At 55.3% G+C, this 15331-nt stretch carries 13 protein-coding genes and 1 riboswitch; of the genes, 4 read left to right on the forward strand and 9 right to left on the reverse strand.

Annotated features, from left to right (window positions below; genetic code table 11):
- Positions 1–81 precede the first annotated feature (81 nt).
- A complete protein-coding gene (locus FD744_RS16265) occupies positions 82–846 on the forward strand; it encodes a DedA family protein (protein ID WP_058959349.1) in 765 nt (254 codons plus the stop codon).
- On the opposite strand, the gene thiQ is transcribed toward FD744_RS16265, so the two are convergent.
- The 4 genes from thiQ to sgrR form a co-directional block, all read right to left on the reverse strand.
- Positions 843–1544 (reverse strand): thiamine ABC transporter ATP-binding protein ThiQ, encoded by a 702-nt coding sequence (gene thiQ / locus FD744_RS16270; protein ID WP_160868731.1) that lies wholly within the window; start codon positions 1542–1544, stop codon positions 843–845. The two genes, FD744_RS16265 and thiQ, sit on opposite strands and share 4 nt — an antisense overlap.
- The gene (thiP, locus tag FD744_RS16275) at positions 1528–3114 is read right to left on the reverse strand and encodes a thiamine/thiamine pyrophosphate ABC transporter permease ThiP (protein ID WP_160868732.1); all 1587 of its coding nucleotides are present in this window, start codon (positions 3112–3114) and stop codon (positions 1528–1530) included. The genes thiQ and thiP overlap by 17 nt, the downstream gene beginning before the upstream one ends.
- On the reverse strand, positions 3114–4100 hold the full coding sequence (gene thiB, locus FD744_RS16280; protein WP_160868733.1) for a thiamine ABC transporter substrate binding subunit: 987 nt from the start codon (positions 4098–4100) through the stop codon (positions 3114–3116). Before thiB ends, thiP begins: the two co-directional genes overlap by 1 nt.
- A gap of 47 nt (positions 4101–4147) precedes the next feature.
- Positions 4148–4242, reverse strand: a riboswitch (TPP riboswitch).
- Between the two features lie 35 nt (positions 4243–4277).
- On the reverse strand, positions 4278–5939 hold the full coding sequence (gene sgrR, locus FD744_RS16285; RefSeq protein ID WP_160868734.1) for an HTH-type transcriptional regulator SgrR: 1662 nt from the start codon (positions 5937–5939) through the stop codon (positions 4278–4280).
- A gap of 253 nt (positions 5940–6192) precedes the next feature.
- On the opposite strand from sgrR, the gene FD744_RS16290 reads away from it, so the two are divergent.
- The gene (locus FD744_RS16290; protein WP_160868735.1) at positions 6193–7374 is read left to right on the forward strand and encodes an MFS transporter; all 1182 of its coding nucleotides are present in this window, start codon (positions 6193–6195) and stop codon (positions 7372–7374) included.
- 83 nt (positions 7375–7457) lie between these two features.
- Here FD744_RS16290 and leuD read toward each other — a convergent pair whose 3' ends face one another.
- The 5 genes from leuD to leuL all read right to left on the reverse strand — a co-directional run bounded on the left by leuD (position 7458) and on the right by leuL (position 12316).
- Positions 7458–8063 (reverse strand): 3-isopropylmalate dehydratase small subunit, encoded by a 606-nt coding sequence (leuD, locus tag FD744_RS16295; protein WP_160868736.1) that lies wholly within the window; start codon positions 8061–8063, stop codon positions 7458–7460.
- A gap of 3 nt (positions 8064–8066) precedes the next feature.
- Positions 8067–9473, reverse strand: coding sequence for a 3-isopropylmalate dehydratase large subunit (gene leuC / locus FD744_RS16300; RefSeq protein WP_034826009.1), 1407 nt, complete (start codon positions 9471–9473; stop codon positions 8067–8069).
- A 4-nt stretch (positions 9474–9477) separates the two neighbouring features.
- Positions 9478–10569, reverse strand: a complete 1092-nt coding sequence (gene leuB / locus FD744_RS16305) for a 3-isopropylmalate dehydrogenase (protein ID WP_058960908.1) — start codon at positions 10567–10569, stop codon at positions 9478–9480.
- 2 nt (positions 10570–10571) lie between these two features.
- Positions 10572–12134 (reverse strand): 2-isopropylmalate synthase, encoded by a 1563-nt coding sequence (gene leuA / locus FD744_RS16310; RefSeq protein WP_034826001.1) that lies wholly within the window; start codon positions 12132–12134, stop codon positions 10572–10574.
- Between the two features lie 98 nt (positions 12135–12232).
- On the reverse strand, positions 12233–12316 hold the full coding sequence (gene leuL, locus FD744_RS25985) for a leu operon leader peptide (protein ID WP_101749442.1): 84 nt from the start codon (positions 12314–12316) through the stop codon (positions 12233–12235).
- A gap of 733 nt (positions 12317–13049) precedes the next feature.
- On the opposite strand from leuL, the gene ilvI reads away from it, so the two are divergent.
- Both ilvI and ilvN read left to right on the forward strand, forming a co-directional pair.
- Positions 13050–14774: an acetolactate synthase 3 large subunit gene (gene ilvI, locus FD744_RS16320; RefSeq protein WP_034825999.1), complete on the forward strand. Its 1725-nt coding sequence runs from the start codon at positions 13050–13052 to the stop codon at positions 14772–14774.
- A 2-nt stretch (positions 14775–14776) separates the two neighbouring features.
- Positions 14777–15268 carry an acetolactate synthase small subunit gene (gene ilvN, locus FD744_RS16325; protein ID WP_034825997.1) on the forward strand — a complete coding sequence of 164 codons (492 nt, stop codon included), beginning with the start codon at positions 14777–14779 and terminating at the stop codon, positions 15266–15268.
- Positions 15269–15331 lie beyond the last annotated feature (63 nt).

The raw sequence follows: 15331 nt of genomic DNA on the forward strand, positions 1-15331 counted from the left end.
AACATCGTCCTACAATTCTTGCCTTGACGGTTTGGCGCTGGCTCCGGACAATCCAGCCTCTATATTCCGCAGAGGATAGTTATGGAAGCCTGGATTCAACATCTGTTTTCGCAATCGCTGGAGTACGCGCTGATGGCCGTGGCGCTGGTGACCTTCCTTGAGTCACTGGCGTTCGTGGGATTGCTGTTGCCAGGAACCGTATTAATGGCCAGCCTTGGGGCGCTGGTGGGCAGCGGACAGATTGGTCTTTATCCTGCCTGGGCGGCGGGTTTTGCCGGTTGCCTGATTGGTGACTGGGTCTCTTATGGCATCGGCTGGAAGTTTCAGGGGCCATTGCACCGCTGGAAATATCTGAAAAAGTATCAGGGCCTGCTGGATAAAACCGAGCACGCGCTGCATGAACACAGCATGTTTACTATCCTGGTGGGGCGATTCGTCGGCCCGACGCGTCCGTTGATTCCATTGGCGGCGGGCATGCTGGAGCTGCCGGTGCGCAAGTTCCTGCCGCCCAACCTGATTGGCTGTATTCTCTGGCCGCCGGCTTATCTGATGCCGGGTATCCTCGCCGGTGTGGCGATTGATGTGCCGCAGGCCGCGCAAGGCGGCAATTTTAAGTGGCTGCTGTTGCTGGTGGCTTTGCTGGTGTGGATGGGATTCTGGCTGATGTGGCGCTGGTGGCGCAGTGGCAAAACCACTGACTGGGCGACGAAATATCTGCCGCAGGCGCGTTTGCGCTGGCTGGCACCGCTGGCGGCGGCTATCGGCGTGGCGGCATTTATCGCCATTCAGTATCACCCGATGATGCCTATCTTCCGCCAGCTATTGTGGAAGGTGTTCTTCGCTTAAGGCTTTTTCACGCCAAGGATGGTAGCCGCTTCACTCTCTCCACTGATCAAGCTCGCCGTGCTGCCATCCCAGTAAATCCGCCCATCGACCACCACCAGACTGCGCGGCGCAATTTGCTGGGCGTCTTCCAGGCTGTGCGACACCATCAGCAGCGTGATATTGCGGCTTTCACACACCGTACGCACCAGTTGCAGCATCTCACCGCGAAGCGCCGGATCGAGCGCAGAGAAGGGCTCATCGAGCAGCAGGATCGGCCGATCGCGCAACAGGCAGCGCGCTAAGGCCACGCGCTGACGTTGACCGCCGGAAAGCTCGACGGGCAAGCGGTTCAGCATCTCCGCTAACCCGGTCTGCTCAGCGATGGTGGCCAACTGTTGTTGCTGTTCCCGCGTCAGTTTCAAGCCCGGATGCAAACCTAACCCCATATTTTGCTGCACCGTCAGGTGCGGGAAGAGATTGTTCTCCTGGAACAGCATCGACACTGGTCGCGCCGACGGCACGCTGCGCGTGTGATCGACGCCATTCATCATCAGGGTTCCCTGGCTCACTGGCAAAAAACCGCCGATCAGACTGAGCAAGGTGCTTTTGCCTGCGCCGCTGGGACCAAGGATTGCCAGACGTTCACCCGCCTGGGCTTCAAAACGGAAGCGCATTGGCAGATGCTGGTAAAGATAAGTGAGATTATTCAGTGTCAGCATGGCGACCCGGCAGTTTTTCCATCAGGGTAAAGAGTAACAGGCACAGCGATAACAGCAGCAGTGCCGTAACGGCACCGTCTGCGCCGCGGTAAGCGCCAATTTGCTGGAACAGATAGAACGGCAGCGTACGGAAATCGGCGCTGCCAAACAGGGCCACCACGCCGAAATCACCAATCGACAGCACGCAGGCAAACGCCAGCGCTTGTGCAATGGGCCGCTTCAGCGCGCGCAGTTCAATCAGTTTCAGGCGATTAATACCAGCAATGCCCAGTGATGCGCAGAGCGGGGTGTAGCGAGCGCTGATATCGCGCATCGGGTTCTCCAGTACCTTCATCGCATAAGGGATGGCAATCAGCGCATTGGTGAAAATCACTAAGCCATCGGCGCGCTGCGGCAGGCCGATGGTCGCGTTGAACAGCAGGAAAAAGCCGCTGGCCAGCACGATGCCGGGCATCGCCAGGATCAGCATACCGCTTAGCTCCATTGCCTGTGCCGCAACGTTGCGCTGACGCTGACGCAGCTCGCGACTGCTCCATAGCAACATGATGGTCAGCACCACGCACAGCAATCCGGCGCCGATGGCGATGCGCAGTGAGGTGAAGGTCGCTTGCCATAACGCGGGCTGTTGCAGCGCACCTGCAACACCACCGCGCAAGCCATCAACGATCACCGCAGCGAGCGGCGGCAGCAACAGCAGTAGCGCACAGACAATCAGTAGCGTGTCGCCGATCCGGGCATGCCAGGAATCCTGCGGATCACGCCAGCCACGAATATTTTGGCTGCCGGTAGGGATGGCTTTACTGAAACGTTGGCTGAGCAGCACCAGCAGCAAACAGCATCCGAGTTGTAACAGTGCCAGTAGCGCCGCACGGCTGGGATCGTAATCAAAACTCAGCGCCTGGTAGATGGCCAGTTCCAGCGTGGTGGCACGCGGTCCTCCGCCTAATGCCAGTACCGTGGCAAAGCTGGCGAAGCACAGCATAAAAATCAGGGCTGCGGTGGGCAGAATCTGGCGCCGCAGCCATGGCCATTCGACTAAACGAAACAGATTCCAGCCGCGCATACCAAGTTGGGCGGCTAACTGACGCTGCTCGCCGGGAATACTTTCCAGCGCCTGTAACAGCATGCGGGTGGCGAGGGGCAGATTGAAGAACACATGTGCCAGTAAAATGCCCTGCAAGCCATAGGGCGAGAAGGTGTAATCAATGCCAGGCAGGCTGCAGAGGTGCGCCAGCCAGCCGCTGCGACCGTAAACACTGAGCAAACCAAATACGGCCACTAAAACCGGCAATACCAGCGTCATGGCACACAGGCGCAGCAGCAGATTACGTCCCGGAAAGCGGCGACGATACAACGCACGTGCCAGCAGAATCGACGGCAGCACCGAGAGCAGGGCAGATAAAAGCGCCTGCTCAAACGAGAAGGCCAGGACGTGGTGCAGATAACTGTCTGACAGCAGGGCGCGCCAGTCAGTGACCGGCGCCGCCATCACTAAGGCGCCAAACGCCAGCAGTGCCACTGCGCACAATAGCAGCGCAACGGCACTTCCAGGAATTAACCAGGCTGGCATTAACGGCTAACGGCTTGTTGCCAGGTGCGAATCCAGTCCGCGCGATGATCGGCCACTTCGGCTGAGCTGTATTGCAGCGCATTCGCCGGCACGGTCAGTGACTGATAACCGGCAGGCAGATCGCTTTTGATCACCGGATACATCCAGTTGCCAGTCGGAATGGTCTGCTGGAAGGCTGGCGATACCATAAATTGCATAAACAGCTGCGCCAGTTTGGGCTGTTTGCTGCTAGCGAGCTGTGCAGCCACTTCCACTTGCAGATAATGGCCTTCGCTAAACGGCGCAGCGGCGTAGTTATCTTTCTTCTCTTCGATGATGTGATATGCCGGAGAGGTGGTGTAACTCAGCACCAGATCGCCTTCGCCTTTCAGGAACAGGCCATAGGCTTCGCTCCAGCCCTTAGTGACGGTGACCGTTTTCTGTGCCAGCTTCTGCCAGGCGTCAGGTGCTTTATCGCCATACACTTTTTGCATCCACAGCAGCAGGCCTAATCCCGGTGTGCTGGTGCGTGGATCTTCATAGATCACACGCCACTTTTCCGGGCTTTCAACCAGTTCTTTCAGGCTCTTCGGTGGGTTCTTCAGCTTGTTTTTATCGTAGACGAAGGCGAAGTAGCCGTAATCGAACGGAACGAAGGTGTCGTTATGCCAGCTATCAGGCAGTTGCAATTTACTGGTGTCGACGGTGCTTTTTGCGAACAGGCCGGTTTTTTCGGCGGCTTGCACGAGGTTGTTATCGAGGCCCAGCACCACATCGGCTTTGCTGTTTTTGCCTTCCATCCGCACGCGGTTGAGCAGCGACACGCCATCTTCCAGCGCCACATAGTTCAGTTCGCAGCCGCACTCGGCTTCAAAGGCTTTTTTAACGGCAGGGCCGGGGCCCCAATCTGCAGAGAACGAGTCGTAGGTGTAAACGGTAAGAACAGGCTTGGCAGCCAACGCCGGGGCAGAGATCAACAGCAACACGGGCAAGACTTTGTTTAACACTTTGCGCTCCTTGAGGAGAAGATAAAGTTGAGTCGCAAAGGATCTGAGTTATCGCTCATCTCAAATCCCTACGCCGGTATGAGCCGGATCAGGTTCGACGGGTTTCTCTCAGCCCAATACCAGGGCACCCCGTTGAGAACGGCTTATTTTAGACACTTCTGTGACAGCGCGAAAGTGTCACAGCTCCGGTGGTGCAAACCAGGCCGATTTAAAGTCAAACCAGCCGAGCGTGTTGAGCCGCACACCGCGCATACTGCGCTGGCCTTCCAGCAGTAACCAGTGATGGAAGAGCGGATGAACAAAGTCGCTGTTCACCAACTGTTTGCTCCACTCGGCCAGAGGCAAGGCTTTCTGTCGCCACTGTTGCGCGTCTGCGTGCCAGTCAATCGGAACGCAGTGATGCATGAGCGGCAATTCGTAGAGCTGCGCAAACAGTGCGTAGTCGAGCGGCAGAGTGAAGTTGACGCTGCCGAGCCAGATGTCACTCTCTCCTTCACCTTCGAACCACTCTTCGTAGCTCAGCTCGCGCGTGATCAGCTCAACGCCCTGTTCAGCCAGCAGCGGGCGCAGGGCGTTAGCAATGCCTTCATGCTCGACATGATGGCTGTACCAGCTGATGGTCAGTTGCGTGAGTCCATCGGGCTTTTCGGCTGGGGTGAGATCGCGGCGATGATGCCAGCGCGGTAAGAAACCGTATGCAGGGAACCAGTAGCGCTGATAGCCCACACCCGCATGGTTGAGCAGGGCAATCGGGTTAAGCAGATAGCTCACCCAGCGTCGAAAATGGGCATCCTTACCACGCTCTGAGCGCTGGTCGAACAGCAGGAAATAGCAACCTTCTTCCAGACGGCTCTCTTCGGATTTCTCATCGGCGGTTTCCCCCTGCAGCTTCACGCCGGCATACACCAGCTCGTCGCTGATTTCCGGCAGCACCCAAATCGACACGTCATCAATCAGAGCGCGATAGCCAAAATAGTCATCAAAGGCGGCGATTTTCAGCTGCGTCTGCTGGTTGCGTACCACGCTGTAAGGACCGGTGCCGATGGGTTGACGGGCAAAATGGCGCAACGTCGGCCATTCGCGCGGCAGGATCATCGCGCTGACGCTGGCCAGCAGCCAAGGCAACCAGCTATCGGGCTGTGACAGATGAATATCCAGCGTCCAGGGCGCGGGAGAGTGCAGTTTGTCGATATGCGAGAACAGCGGCTGACTGCGTACACGTTCCAGTGAAGCGATGATGTCTTCCATCTCCAGTTCACGTCCGTGATGGAAGCGAATCGCGGGTCGTAAAAAGAAGCGCCAGTGGAGTGGGGAGGTTTGTTGCCAGTGATGGGCGATATCCGCTTCGATTTCCCCCTTTTCCTCATTTATTCGCGTCAGGCCGTTAAAGATTTGTCGCGCCAGATGGGTTTCCGAACGACGCAGCGGCGAGCCCGGCAGCAGATTGGGCAGCGGACGGTAATAGAGCACGCGCAGGATGTGCTTGCCCTGGCGGAAACTGCGCCCGAGATGCGCTGCAATCATCTGCCGCACCTGATTCTTATCGCCCACCAGTTGCACCAACTGCTCTATGCGGTCCTGCTCCAGTAGATCCTCGGCGCGCTGCTGCTGCAGTGCTAAGCCGGTGTAATTGAAGCTCAGGGTCGAACGCTTACCGCGCCCGGCTTCTGCCTGCCAAATCAGCCAGCCCGCATCCTGCATGGCATTCAGCAGGTTACGCATATGGCGGCGCGAGCAGTGCAGCCGTTCAGCCAGATCGCTTAAGGTAGTTTCCTGATCCACACCCTGGCAGCTTTGCCACAGGCGGATGAACTGCTGTTGCAGTCGCGCAGAGGACATAAAAGGGGAACTCCTTCTCAGAATCGCTCAGTTTTTCCTGCCCCATATTAGAGGCATACTGCCAGGCAATGGAAGAGCGGGAGGCATTCAGCAATGAATGGCGCTCTGCCAGCGGTTCCGCCGACGTGGAGCCTTTTCTGAGTAGGGTGCATTTCACCGCCAGCAGCGTTTTCTCTGCTGGCTTTTTTCGTTTTGCTGTGAAATCTTCTACCCTCTTTGTCTTAGCCTCATTTCTCCGCAAAGGGATTTCTGCATGAAATCGCTGTTAACGCGCCAGCGTCGTATCAATCCGGTTTATCTCTCTTTTATGGCGGTGTCGTTTATGACCGGTGTCGCCGGTGCGTTGCAGGCACCCACGCTGAGTCTGTTTTTGACGCGCGAAGTGCAGGTGCGACCGTTTTGGGTCGGGCTATTTTTTACCATCAACGCCATTGCCGGGATTGTGATTAGCCTGCTGATGGCGAAACGTTCGGACAATCGCGGCGATCGTCGCAATCTGATTCTGTTTTGCTGCCTGATGGCGGTACTGAATGCGCTGCTATTCGCCTTTAATCGTCATTACCTGACGTTGATCAGTGTGGGCGTGTTGCTGTCAGCGCTGGCCAGCGTGGCGATTCCGCAGATCTTTGCGCTGGCACGCGAGTATGCCGATCAGTCGGCGCGTGAAGTGGTGATGTTCAGCTCGGTGATGCGTGCGCAACTGTCGCTGGCATGGGTGATTGGCCCGCCGCTGTCGTTCGCCTTAGCGCTTAACTATGGCTTCGTGACGCTGTTCTGCGTGGCGGCGGCGATTTTCCTGCTCAGTATGCTGCTGATTTGGCGCACTCTGCCTTCAGTGCCGCGCGTGGCCGCGACGCCAGAGCAGGTGCTGACCCAGCTCAGTCCGTGGAAAGATAGCCAGGTGCGAATGCTGTTTATCGCCTCGGTGGTGATGTGGGCGTGCAACACCATGTATATCATCGATATGCCGCTGTATATCAGCTCCACGTTGGGGTTGCCGGAAAAACTGGCGGGCTTACTAATGGGGACGGCCGCAGGATTGGAAATTCCCATCATGCTGCTGGCCGGACACTACGCGAAGCGCTTTGGTAAGCGCAAGTTGGTGCTGTTAGCGCTGGTGGCGGCGATCCTGTTCTATCTCGGACTGGTGTTGTTCCAGTCGCGCACGGCATTGATGGTGCTTCAGCTGTTCAACGCGGCGTTTATCGGCATCGTCGCGGGAATTGGCATGCTGTGGTTCCAGGATTTGATGCCGGGACGCGCGGGTGCAGCGACCACGATGTTTACCACCTCGATATCGACCGGTTTGATTATTGCAGGATTGATACAGGGCACGCTGAGCGAGCGCTTTGGCCATGAGTCGGTGTATTGGCTGGCATTAGCGATGGCGCTTGTGGCGTTGGGGCTGGCGTCGCGCGTGCGTGATGCCCAATAAATATAAAGTCGCCCGCAAAGGCGACTTTATAAACATCCAGTGCGTCTCTATTCGGTGCGTATTTAAACGCACCGAATAAGGCATTAACGCAGGAACGCTGGCTGAGTGGTCTCGTAGTTGGAGATGGACGCTTCGTGTTGCAGCGTCAAACCAATGCTGTCGAGACCGTTAATCATGCAGTGACGGCGGAAGCTGTCGATTTCAAAGCTGTAAGACTTATCACCGGCCGTGACGGTCTGGGCTTCCAGATCCACGGTAAAGGTCATGCCTGGCTGCGCGGCCACCAGTTTGAACATCTCATCCACTTCTTCATCGCTCAACTTCACCGGCAGCAGCTGGTTGTTAAAGCTGTTGCCATAGAAAATATCCGCGAAGCTGGGTGCAATCACCACGTGGAAACCGAAATCGGTCAGGGCCCATGGGGCGTGCTCACGTGATGAGCCGCAGCCAAAGTTTTCACGCGCCAGCAAGATGCTGGTGCCTTTAAATTCCGGCTTGTTCAGCACGAAACCTGGGGTAGGCACGGTGCCCGCATCATCTTCGAAGCGCCAGTCGTGGAACAGGTGCGCGCCAAAACCGGTGCGCGTCACTTTCTGCAGGAACTGTTTTGGAATGATGGCATCGGTATCGACGTTTGCCGCATCCAGTGGCGCCACAATTCCGGTGTGTTGGGTAAATTTGTTCGCCATGGCTTAAGCTCCCTGAGTCAATTCACGAATGTCGGCAAAACGACCGGTTACTGCAGCCGCTGCAGCCATCGCCGGGCTCACTAAGTGAGTGCGACCGCCACGGCCCTGACGACCTTCAAAGTTACGGTTACTGGTAGAGGCACAACGCTCGCCTGGGTTCAGACGGTCATTGTTCATCGCCAGGCACATGGAGCAGCCAGGCAGACGCCATTCAAAACCGGCTTCGAGGAAAATCTTATCCAGACCTTCTGCTTCGGCTTGCGCCTTCACTGGGCCTGAGCCAGGGACGACCATGGCAACAACGCCAGGTGCGACTTTGCGGCCTTTAGCGATGGCTGCCGCAGCGCGCAAATCTTCAATTCGTGAGTTGGTGCAAGAGCCGATAAAGACTTTGTCGATAGCGACTTCAGTCAGTTTAATACCCGGCTGCAAATCCATGTAAGCCAAAGCTTTCTCGGCAGAAGCACGCTCAACCGGATCGGCAAAGGATTGCGGGTTGGGGATCGCCTGATCCACTGCCATTACCTGACCTGGGTTGGTGCCCCAGGTGACCTGCGGCGCGATATCGGCCGCGTTCAGGGTGACAATGGTGTCGAATTTGGCATCGCTGTCGGACTTCATCGTACGCCAGTAGGCGACGGCTTCATCCCACTGCTCGCCCTTCGGTGCGAACTGCTTGTCTTTCAGATAAGCGAAAGTGGTGTCATCCGGCGCGACCAGGCCCGCTTTGGCACCCATCTCAATCGCCATGTTGCACAACGTCATACGGCCTTCCATGCTCAGCGCTTCAATCGCCGGGCCACAGAATTCCACCACGTGACCGGTACCGCCGGCGCTGCCGGTTTTACCAATAATCGCCAACACGATATCTTTCGCCGTAATGCCCGGCGCCGCTTCGCCCAGCACTTCAATCTTCATGGTTTTGGCACGGCCCTGTTTCAGGGTCTGCGTGGCAAACACATGCTCAACTTCGGAGGTGCCGATACCGAATGCCAGCGAACCGAATGCGCCGTGGGTCGCGGTGTGGGAATCGCCGCAGACGATGGTCATGCCTGGCAGCGTCATCCCTTGTTCAGGCCCGATCACGTGCACGATACCCTGGAACGGGTGATTCAGGTCATACAGCTGAATGCCGAACTCAGCACAGTTCTTGATCAGCTCTTGCATCTGAATACGCGCCATCTCACCCGACGCGTTAATGTCTTTGGTCTGGGTAGAAACGTTGTGGTCCATGGTGGCGAACGTCTTCGACGGCTGGCGCACTTTGCGGCCGTGAGCGCGCAGGCCATCGAAGGCCTGCGGTGACGTCACTTCATGGATCAGATGGCGATCGATGTACAGTAACGGGGTTTCGTTTGGTGCTTCGTGGACGACATGTGCATCAAATAACTTCTGGTATAAGCTTTTCATTTTATTATTTTTCCTCAGCGATGAAACCGGCAATGATGCTGCCCATTTCATCTGTGCTCACAGCTGGGCCGTTACCGGCTAAATCGCGGGTACGATGGCCCGCTTCCAGCGCACGGCTGACCGCACGCTCGATACTGTCTGCAGCTTCAGCGGCATTCAGGCTGAAGCGCAACAGCAGAGACAACGAGAGAATCTGAGCAATTGGGTTGGCAATGTTCTGACCGGCGATATCGGGCGCAGAACCGCCCGCAGGCTCATACAGACCGAAACCTTCTTCATTCATGCTGGCAGAAGGCAGCATGCCCATGGAACCGGTGATCATCGCGCATTCGTCTGACAGGATGTCACCGAACAGGTTAGAACAGAGCAGCACGTCAAACTGTGATGGATCTTTAATCAACTGCATGGTGGCATTATCGATGTACATGTGGCTCAACTGCACATCCGGGTAATCTTTTGCCACTTCATTAACGATTTCACGCCACATCACTGAGGTCTGCAGCACGTTGGCTTTATCCACTGACGTCACTTTGTTACGACGCTTGCGTGCGGCTTCAAAGGCGTTGCGTGCAATACGCTCGATCTCGAAACGGTGATACACCTCGGTATCAAATGCACGCTCATGTGGACCGCTACCTTCGCGCCCTTTCGGCTGACCAAAGTAGATGCCGCCGGTTAATTCACGCACGCACAGGATGTCGAAACCGCGTGCGGCGATGTCGCTGCGCAGTGGGCAAAACGCTTCCAGGCCTTTATATAAGGAAGCGGGGCGCAGGTTGCTGAACAACTTGAAGTGCTTACGCAGTGGCAACAGTGCACCACGCTCAGGCTGGCCCGCGGGCGGCAGGTGTTCCCATTTTGGACCACCGACAGAGCCGAACAGAATCGCATTCGCTTGCTCTGCACCGGCAACGGTGGCTGGCGGCAGCGGTTCACCGTGACGATCGATGGCGATACCGCCAACATCATATTCGCTGGTGGTGATACGCATGTCGAAGCGCGCGCGAATTGCGTCGAGAACCTTGATAGCCTGCGCCATCACTTCCGGGCCGATTCCGTCGCCTGGCATTACCGCAATATGATAAGACTGAGTCATAGTTACACCGTTTCCTTCTGATCTTTAAATTTACGCTGCAATTCTTTTTCTACCTGTTTGGCGCGCCAGATGTTGTTCAGGGCGTTCACCATCGCTTTAGCAGAAGATTCGACGATATCAGTCGCCAGGCCAACGCCATGGAATTTACGACCGTTGTAGTTCACCACGATATCAACCTGGCCCAGCGCGTTCTCGCCGTGGCCTTTCGCGGTCAACTTGTAGTTCACCAATTCTGCTTCAAAGCCGGTGATGCGGTTGATGGCCTGATACACGGCGTCAACCGGACCGTTACCGGTCGCAGCATCGGCTTTGGTCTCTTCGCCACAGCCCAACTGCACTGACGCGGTGGCAGTGACGCTGGAACCGGTCTGCACATTAAATTCGTTCAGCTGGAAATACTCTGGCTCTTCGTTCTGTTTGTTGATGAACGCCAGCGCTTCCAAATCGTAATCAAATACCTGGCCTTTCTTGTCGGCCAGCTTCAGGAAGGCATCGTACAGAGCATCGACGTTGTAGTCGGAATCTTTGTAGCCCATCTCTTCCATGCGATGTTTCACCGCAGCACGGCCAGAGCGTGAAGTCAGGTTCAACTGAATTTTGTGTAAGCCGATCGATTCTGGCGTCAGGATTTCGTAGTTTTCGCGGTTCTTCAACACGCCATCCTGGTGAATACCAGAGGAGTGAGCAAACGCACCCGTACCCACAATCGCTTTGTTGGCTGGAATCGGCATGTTGCAGATTTGGCTGATCAACTGGCTGGTGCGGTAGATTTCCTGATGATGGATATTGGTGTGCAGGTTCATGATCTGCTGACGGGTTTTAATCGCCATAATCACTTCTTCCAACGCACAGTTACCGGCACGTTCGCCCAGGCCATTGATGGTGCCTTCAACCTGACGCGCACCTGCTAACACCGCTGCTACGGCATTGCCGGTTGCCATGCCCAAATCATCATGGGTGTGAACAGACAAGATAGCTTTATCGATGTTCGGTACGCGTTCGCGCAACTGGCTGAAGATGTTGGCGTACTCGTGCGGCAAGGTGTAACCAACCGTATCCGGGATGTTGATGGTGGTCGCGCCGGCGTTGATCGCGGCTTCCACTACGCGGCACAGATCGTCGATAGGCGTACGGCCACCGTCTTCGCAAGAAAACTCAACGTCATCGGTATAGTTGCGGGCACGTTTAATAGAGGCTACTGCGCGGTCAATCACATCTGGCAAGGTACTGCGCAATTTGGTGGCGATATGCATTGGCGAAGTGGCGAGGAAAGTATGAATGCGGAATGCTTCAGCCACACGCAAAGCCTCGTAGGCGGCATCAATATCCTTATCCACGCAGCGAGCCAGGGCAGCAACGCGGCTGTTTTTCACCGAGCGCGCGATGGTTTGCACCGATTCGAAATCGCCAGGCGAAGAGATAGGGAAACCGACTTCCATTACATCCACGCCCATACGCTCCAGCGCCAGGGCGATCTGCAGTTTTTCTTTAACACTCAGGCTGGCCTGTAATGCCTGCTCGCCGTCGCGCAGAGTGGTATCGAAAATAATAACTTGCTGGCTCATGGTCATCTTCCTTTTGCTTTAACTCAACTTCGCCGGTGTAACGAGCATAAAAAAACCCGCGCATCGGCGCGGGTTCTTTAAACTTCTTCAGGTTCGAATCAGTGATTGATTCCACCCACAAGTCTACCGCGCAAACTGAATGCGTTTAGTAGTAGACCGAGTAGGCGGAAAGAATGGAACATGAATCAAACCTCGTAAATTTTGTGCTGCACATATTGATACTGGGATTGCTGTGGGAAGTCAACCCTAAGTGAAAGGGTATTTCTTTTGTCGGTTAAGGGCGATCTGCTGCGAATATCCCGCTACACAGAGCTTTGGCATTAATTAGCTGCATGCATAATGGCTTAAACAGCCTAAAAAATTTTTTATAAAAACGAATTAATTTTAAGTTATTGAATTTAATATGTTTAATCGGGGTTTTGGTACAATCGTAAAAACAAGATTTGGCGGGTTGCTTAGCACAATGTCATGCAAGAAGCGGATTTTGAAGTTAATCACGCCAGAAAGTAATATTCAGGAAAAATTGTGGGCTAACCGGCCAGGCAATATGAAAATCATATTTCTTAGAACACGCTGCAAATAATCATGAAACCAGCATTTTCATCTGTGGTTGTGGGATCGCATTAGTTTAATCCTCGTGAGCGATTATCACGTGTCAGTGCCTTTTGTGCCGAAATAAGCCTGTCGCAGCCTCCTGTCGTTTGCAGGCCGGGTTTTCTGCGGTTATGGTAATCGACCTACTCTTAAAAGAATCAACTCAAGTAGATTCCCTGTACCTGGAAGGCAGAAATGAATTCTGTCATCTGAGCATAAACATAAGGTTTTGATCTTAACTGGCGAATACGGGGCTGGGTGTCAGTGGCGCAGGGGCAATGCGCGTCACTGGATCCGGTTCCTCAAGCCTGGAGGCAGAAAATGGAGATGTTGTCAGGAGCCGAAATGGTCGTCCGTTCGTTAATCGATCAGGGCGTTAAGCAGGTATTCGGCTATCCGGGCGGAGCAGTGCTCGACATTTACGATGCGCTGCAAACGGTCGGTGGAATTGACCACGTATTAGTGCGTCACGAGCAAGGCGCTGTGCATATGGCAGATGGTCTGGCACGCGCGACCGGCGAAGTCGGCGTGGTGCTGGTCACCTCAGGTCCAGGCGCCACCAATGCCATTACCGGTATTGCGACGGCCTATATGGATTCGATTCCGATGGTGATTCTGTCGGGTCAGGTGCCGTCTTCACTGATCGGCTACGATGCGTTCCAGGAGTGCGACATGGTCGGGATTTCCCGTCCGGTGGTCAAACACAGCTTCCTGGTTAAAAACGCCGAAGAGATCCCAACCGTGCTGAAAAAAGCCTTCTGGCTGGCAGCAAGCGGCCGCCCAGGCCCGGTGGTGATCGACCTGCCAAAAGATATTCTTAACCCAGCGAACAAACTGCCGTACGTCTATCCTGAGTCGGTCAGCATGCGCTCTTATAATCCGACGATTCAGGGGCATAAAGGACAGATTAAGCGTGCACTGCAAACGCTACTGGCCGCACATAAGCCGGTAATTTATGCCGGTGGCGGTGCGATTATGTCAGGCTGTGAAGCGGAACTGCTGCAGTTAGCGGAACAGCTGAACATTCCGGTCACCATGTCGCTGATGGGCCTGGGCGTATTCCCGGGCACGCATCGCCAGAGCGTCGGCATGCTGGGGATGCACGGGACTTACGAAGCCAATATGACGATGCACAATGCCGATTTGATTTTCGGCATTGGTGTGCGCTTCGATGACCGTACTACCAACAACCTGGCGAAATATTGCCCGAACGCCACCATCATGCATATCGACGTCGATCCGACCTCGATTTCCAAAACCGTCAGCGCGGATATCCCGATTGTCGGTGATGCGAAGCAGACGCTGTCGCAGATGCTGGAACTGCTGGCGCAAAGCGATGCGAAGCAAGAGCTGGATAGCCTGCGCGACTGGTGGCAGACCATTGATGGCTGGCGTAGCCGTAAGTGCCTCGAGTTCGATCGCACCAGCGACAAGATCAAACCGCAGGCGGTGATCGAAACCATCTGGCGTCTGACTAAGGGGGATGCGTACGTTACCTCTGATGTCGGCCAGCATCAGATGTTCGCCGCGCTCTATTATCAGTTTGATAAGCCGCGTCGCTGGATCAACTCCGGTGGCCTTGGCACCATGGGCTTCGGCTTACCGGCTGCGCTGGGGGTGAAAATGGCGCTGCCGGATGAAACCGTCATCTGCGTGACCGGTGATGGCAGTATTCAGATGAACATCCAGGAACTGTCGACTGCGCTGCAGTACGATTTACCGGTGCTGGTGCTGAACCTCAACAACGGTTTCCTCGGTATGGTGAAACAGTGGCAGGATATGATTTATTCCGGCCGCCACTCGCAATCCTACATGCAATCTCTGCCTGACTTTGTGCGTTTAGCCGAAGCCTACGGACACGTGGGTATTTCCATCGCGCACCCCGCTGAGCTGGAAGAGAAGCTGCAGCTGGCATTGGATACCCTGGCGAAAGGGCGTCTGGTGTTTGTTGATGTGAATATCGACGGCAGCGAGCACGTTTACCCGATGCAGATTCGCGGCGGTTCGATGGATGAGATGTGGCTGAGCAAAACGGAGAGGACTTAATTATGCGTCGTGTGTTATCGGTACTGCTGGAAAATGAATCCGGCGCATTGTCTCGGGTAGTGGGTTTGTTCTCACAGCGCGGCTACAACATCGAAAGCCTGACCGTTGCGCCAACCGACGATCCAACGCTGTCACGCATGACCATTCAGACGGTCGGCGATGAAAAAGTGCTGGAGCAGATTGAAAAGCAACTGCACAAACTGGTGGACGTGTTACGTGTCAGCGAGCTGGGGCAGGGTGCCTACGTTGAACGTGAAATCATGCTGGTGAAGATTCAGGCCAGCGGTTACGGTCGTGAAGAAGTGAAGCGCAGCGCGGAGATTTTCCGTGGTCAGATTATCGATGTGACGCCAACGCTGTACACGGTTCAGCTGGCAGGCACCAGCGATAAACTCGACGCCTTCCTCAACACGGTGCGCGATGTTGCTGAGATAGTTGAAGTGGCGCGATCAGGGATTGTGGGCGTGTCACGTGGCGATCGTGTGATGCGTTAATTCCGCAGAGTTATCATCCTGCTTCAAAGCTAACCCGGCGTAATGCCGGGTTTTTTTATTTAA

The sequence above is a fragment of the Pantoea sp. Taur genome (genome assembly GCF_009830025.1).
Classification (GTDB): domain Bacteria; phylum Pseudomonadota; class Gammaproteobacteria; order Enterobacterales; family Enterobacteriaceae; genus Pantoea; species Pantoea communis.

Coding starts and splice junctions, on each gene's coding strand:
- FD744_RS16265 (WP_058959349.1), top strand. CDS start 82: ATGGAAGCCTGGATTCAACATCTGTTTTCGCAATCGCTGGAGTACGCG.
- thiQ (WP_160868731.1), bottom strand. CDS start 1,544: ATGCTGACACTGAATAATCTCACTTATCTTTACCAGCATCTGCCAATG.
- thiP (WP_160868732.1), bottom strand. CDS start 3,114: ATGCCAGCCTGGTTAATTCCTGGAAGTGCCGTTGCGCTGCTATTGTGC.
- sgrR (WP_160868734.1), bottom strand. CDS start 5,939: ATGTCCTCTGCGCGACTGCAACAGCAGTTCATCCGCCTGTGGCAAAGC.
- FD744_RS16290 (WP_160868735.1), top strand. CDS start 6,193: ATGAAATCGCTGTTAACGCGCCAGCGTCGTATCAATCCGGTTTATCTC.
- leuD (WP_160868736.1), bottom strand. CDS start 8,063: ATGGCGAACAAATTTACCCAACACACCGGAATTGTGGCGCCACTGGAT.
- leuC (WP_034826009.1), bottom strand. CDS start 9,473: ATGAAAAGCTTATACCAGAAGTTATTTGATGCACATGTCGTCCACGAA.
- leuB (WP_058960908.1), bottom strand. CDS start 10,569: ATGACTCAGTCTTATCATATTGCGGTAATGCCAGGCGACGGAATCGGC.
- leuA (WP_034826001.1), bottom strand. CDS start 12,134: ATGAGCCAGCAAGTTATTATTTTCGATACCACTCTGCGCGACGGCGAG.
- leuL (WP_101749442.1), bottom strand. CDS start 12,316: ATGTTCCATTCTTTCCGCCTACTCGGTCTACTACTAAACGCATTCAGT.
- ilvI (WP_034825999.1), top strand. CDS start 13,050: ATGGAGATGTTGTCAGGAGCCGAAATGGTCGTCCGTTCGTTAATCGAT.
- ilvN (WP_034825997.1), top strand. CDS start 14,777: ATGCGTCGTGTGTTATCGGTACTGCTGGAAAATGAATCCGGCGCATTG.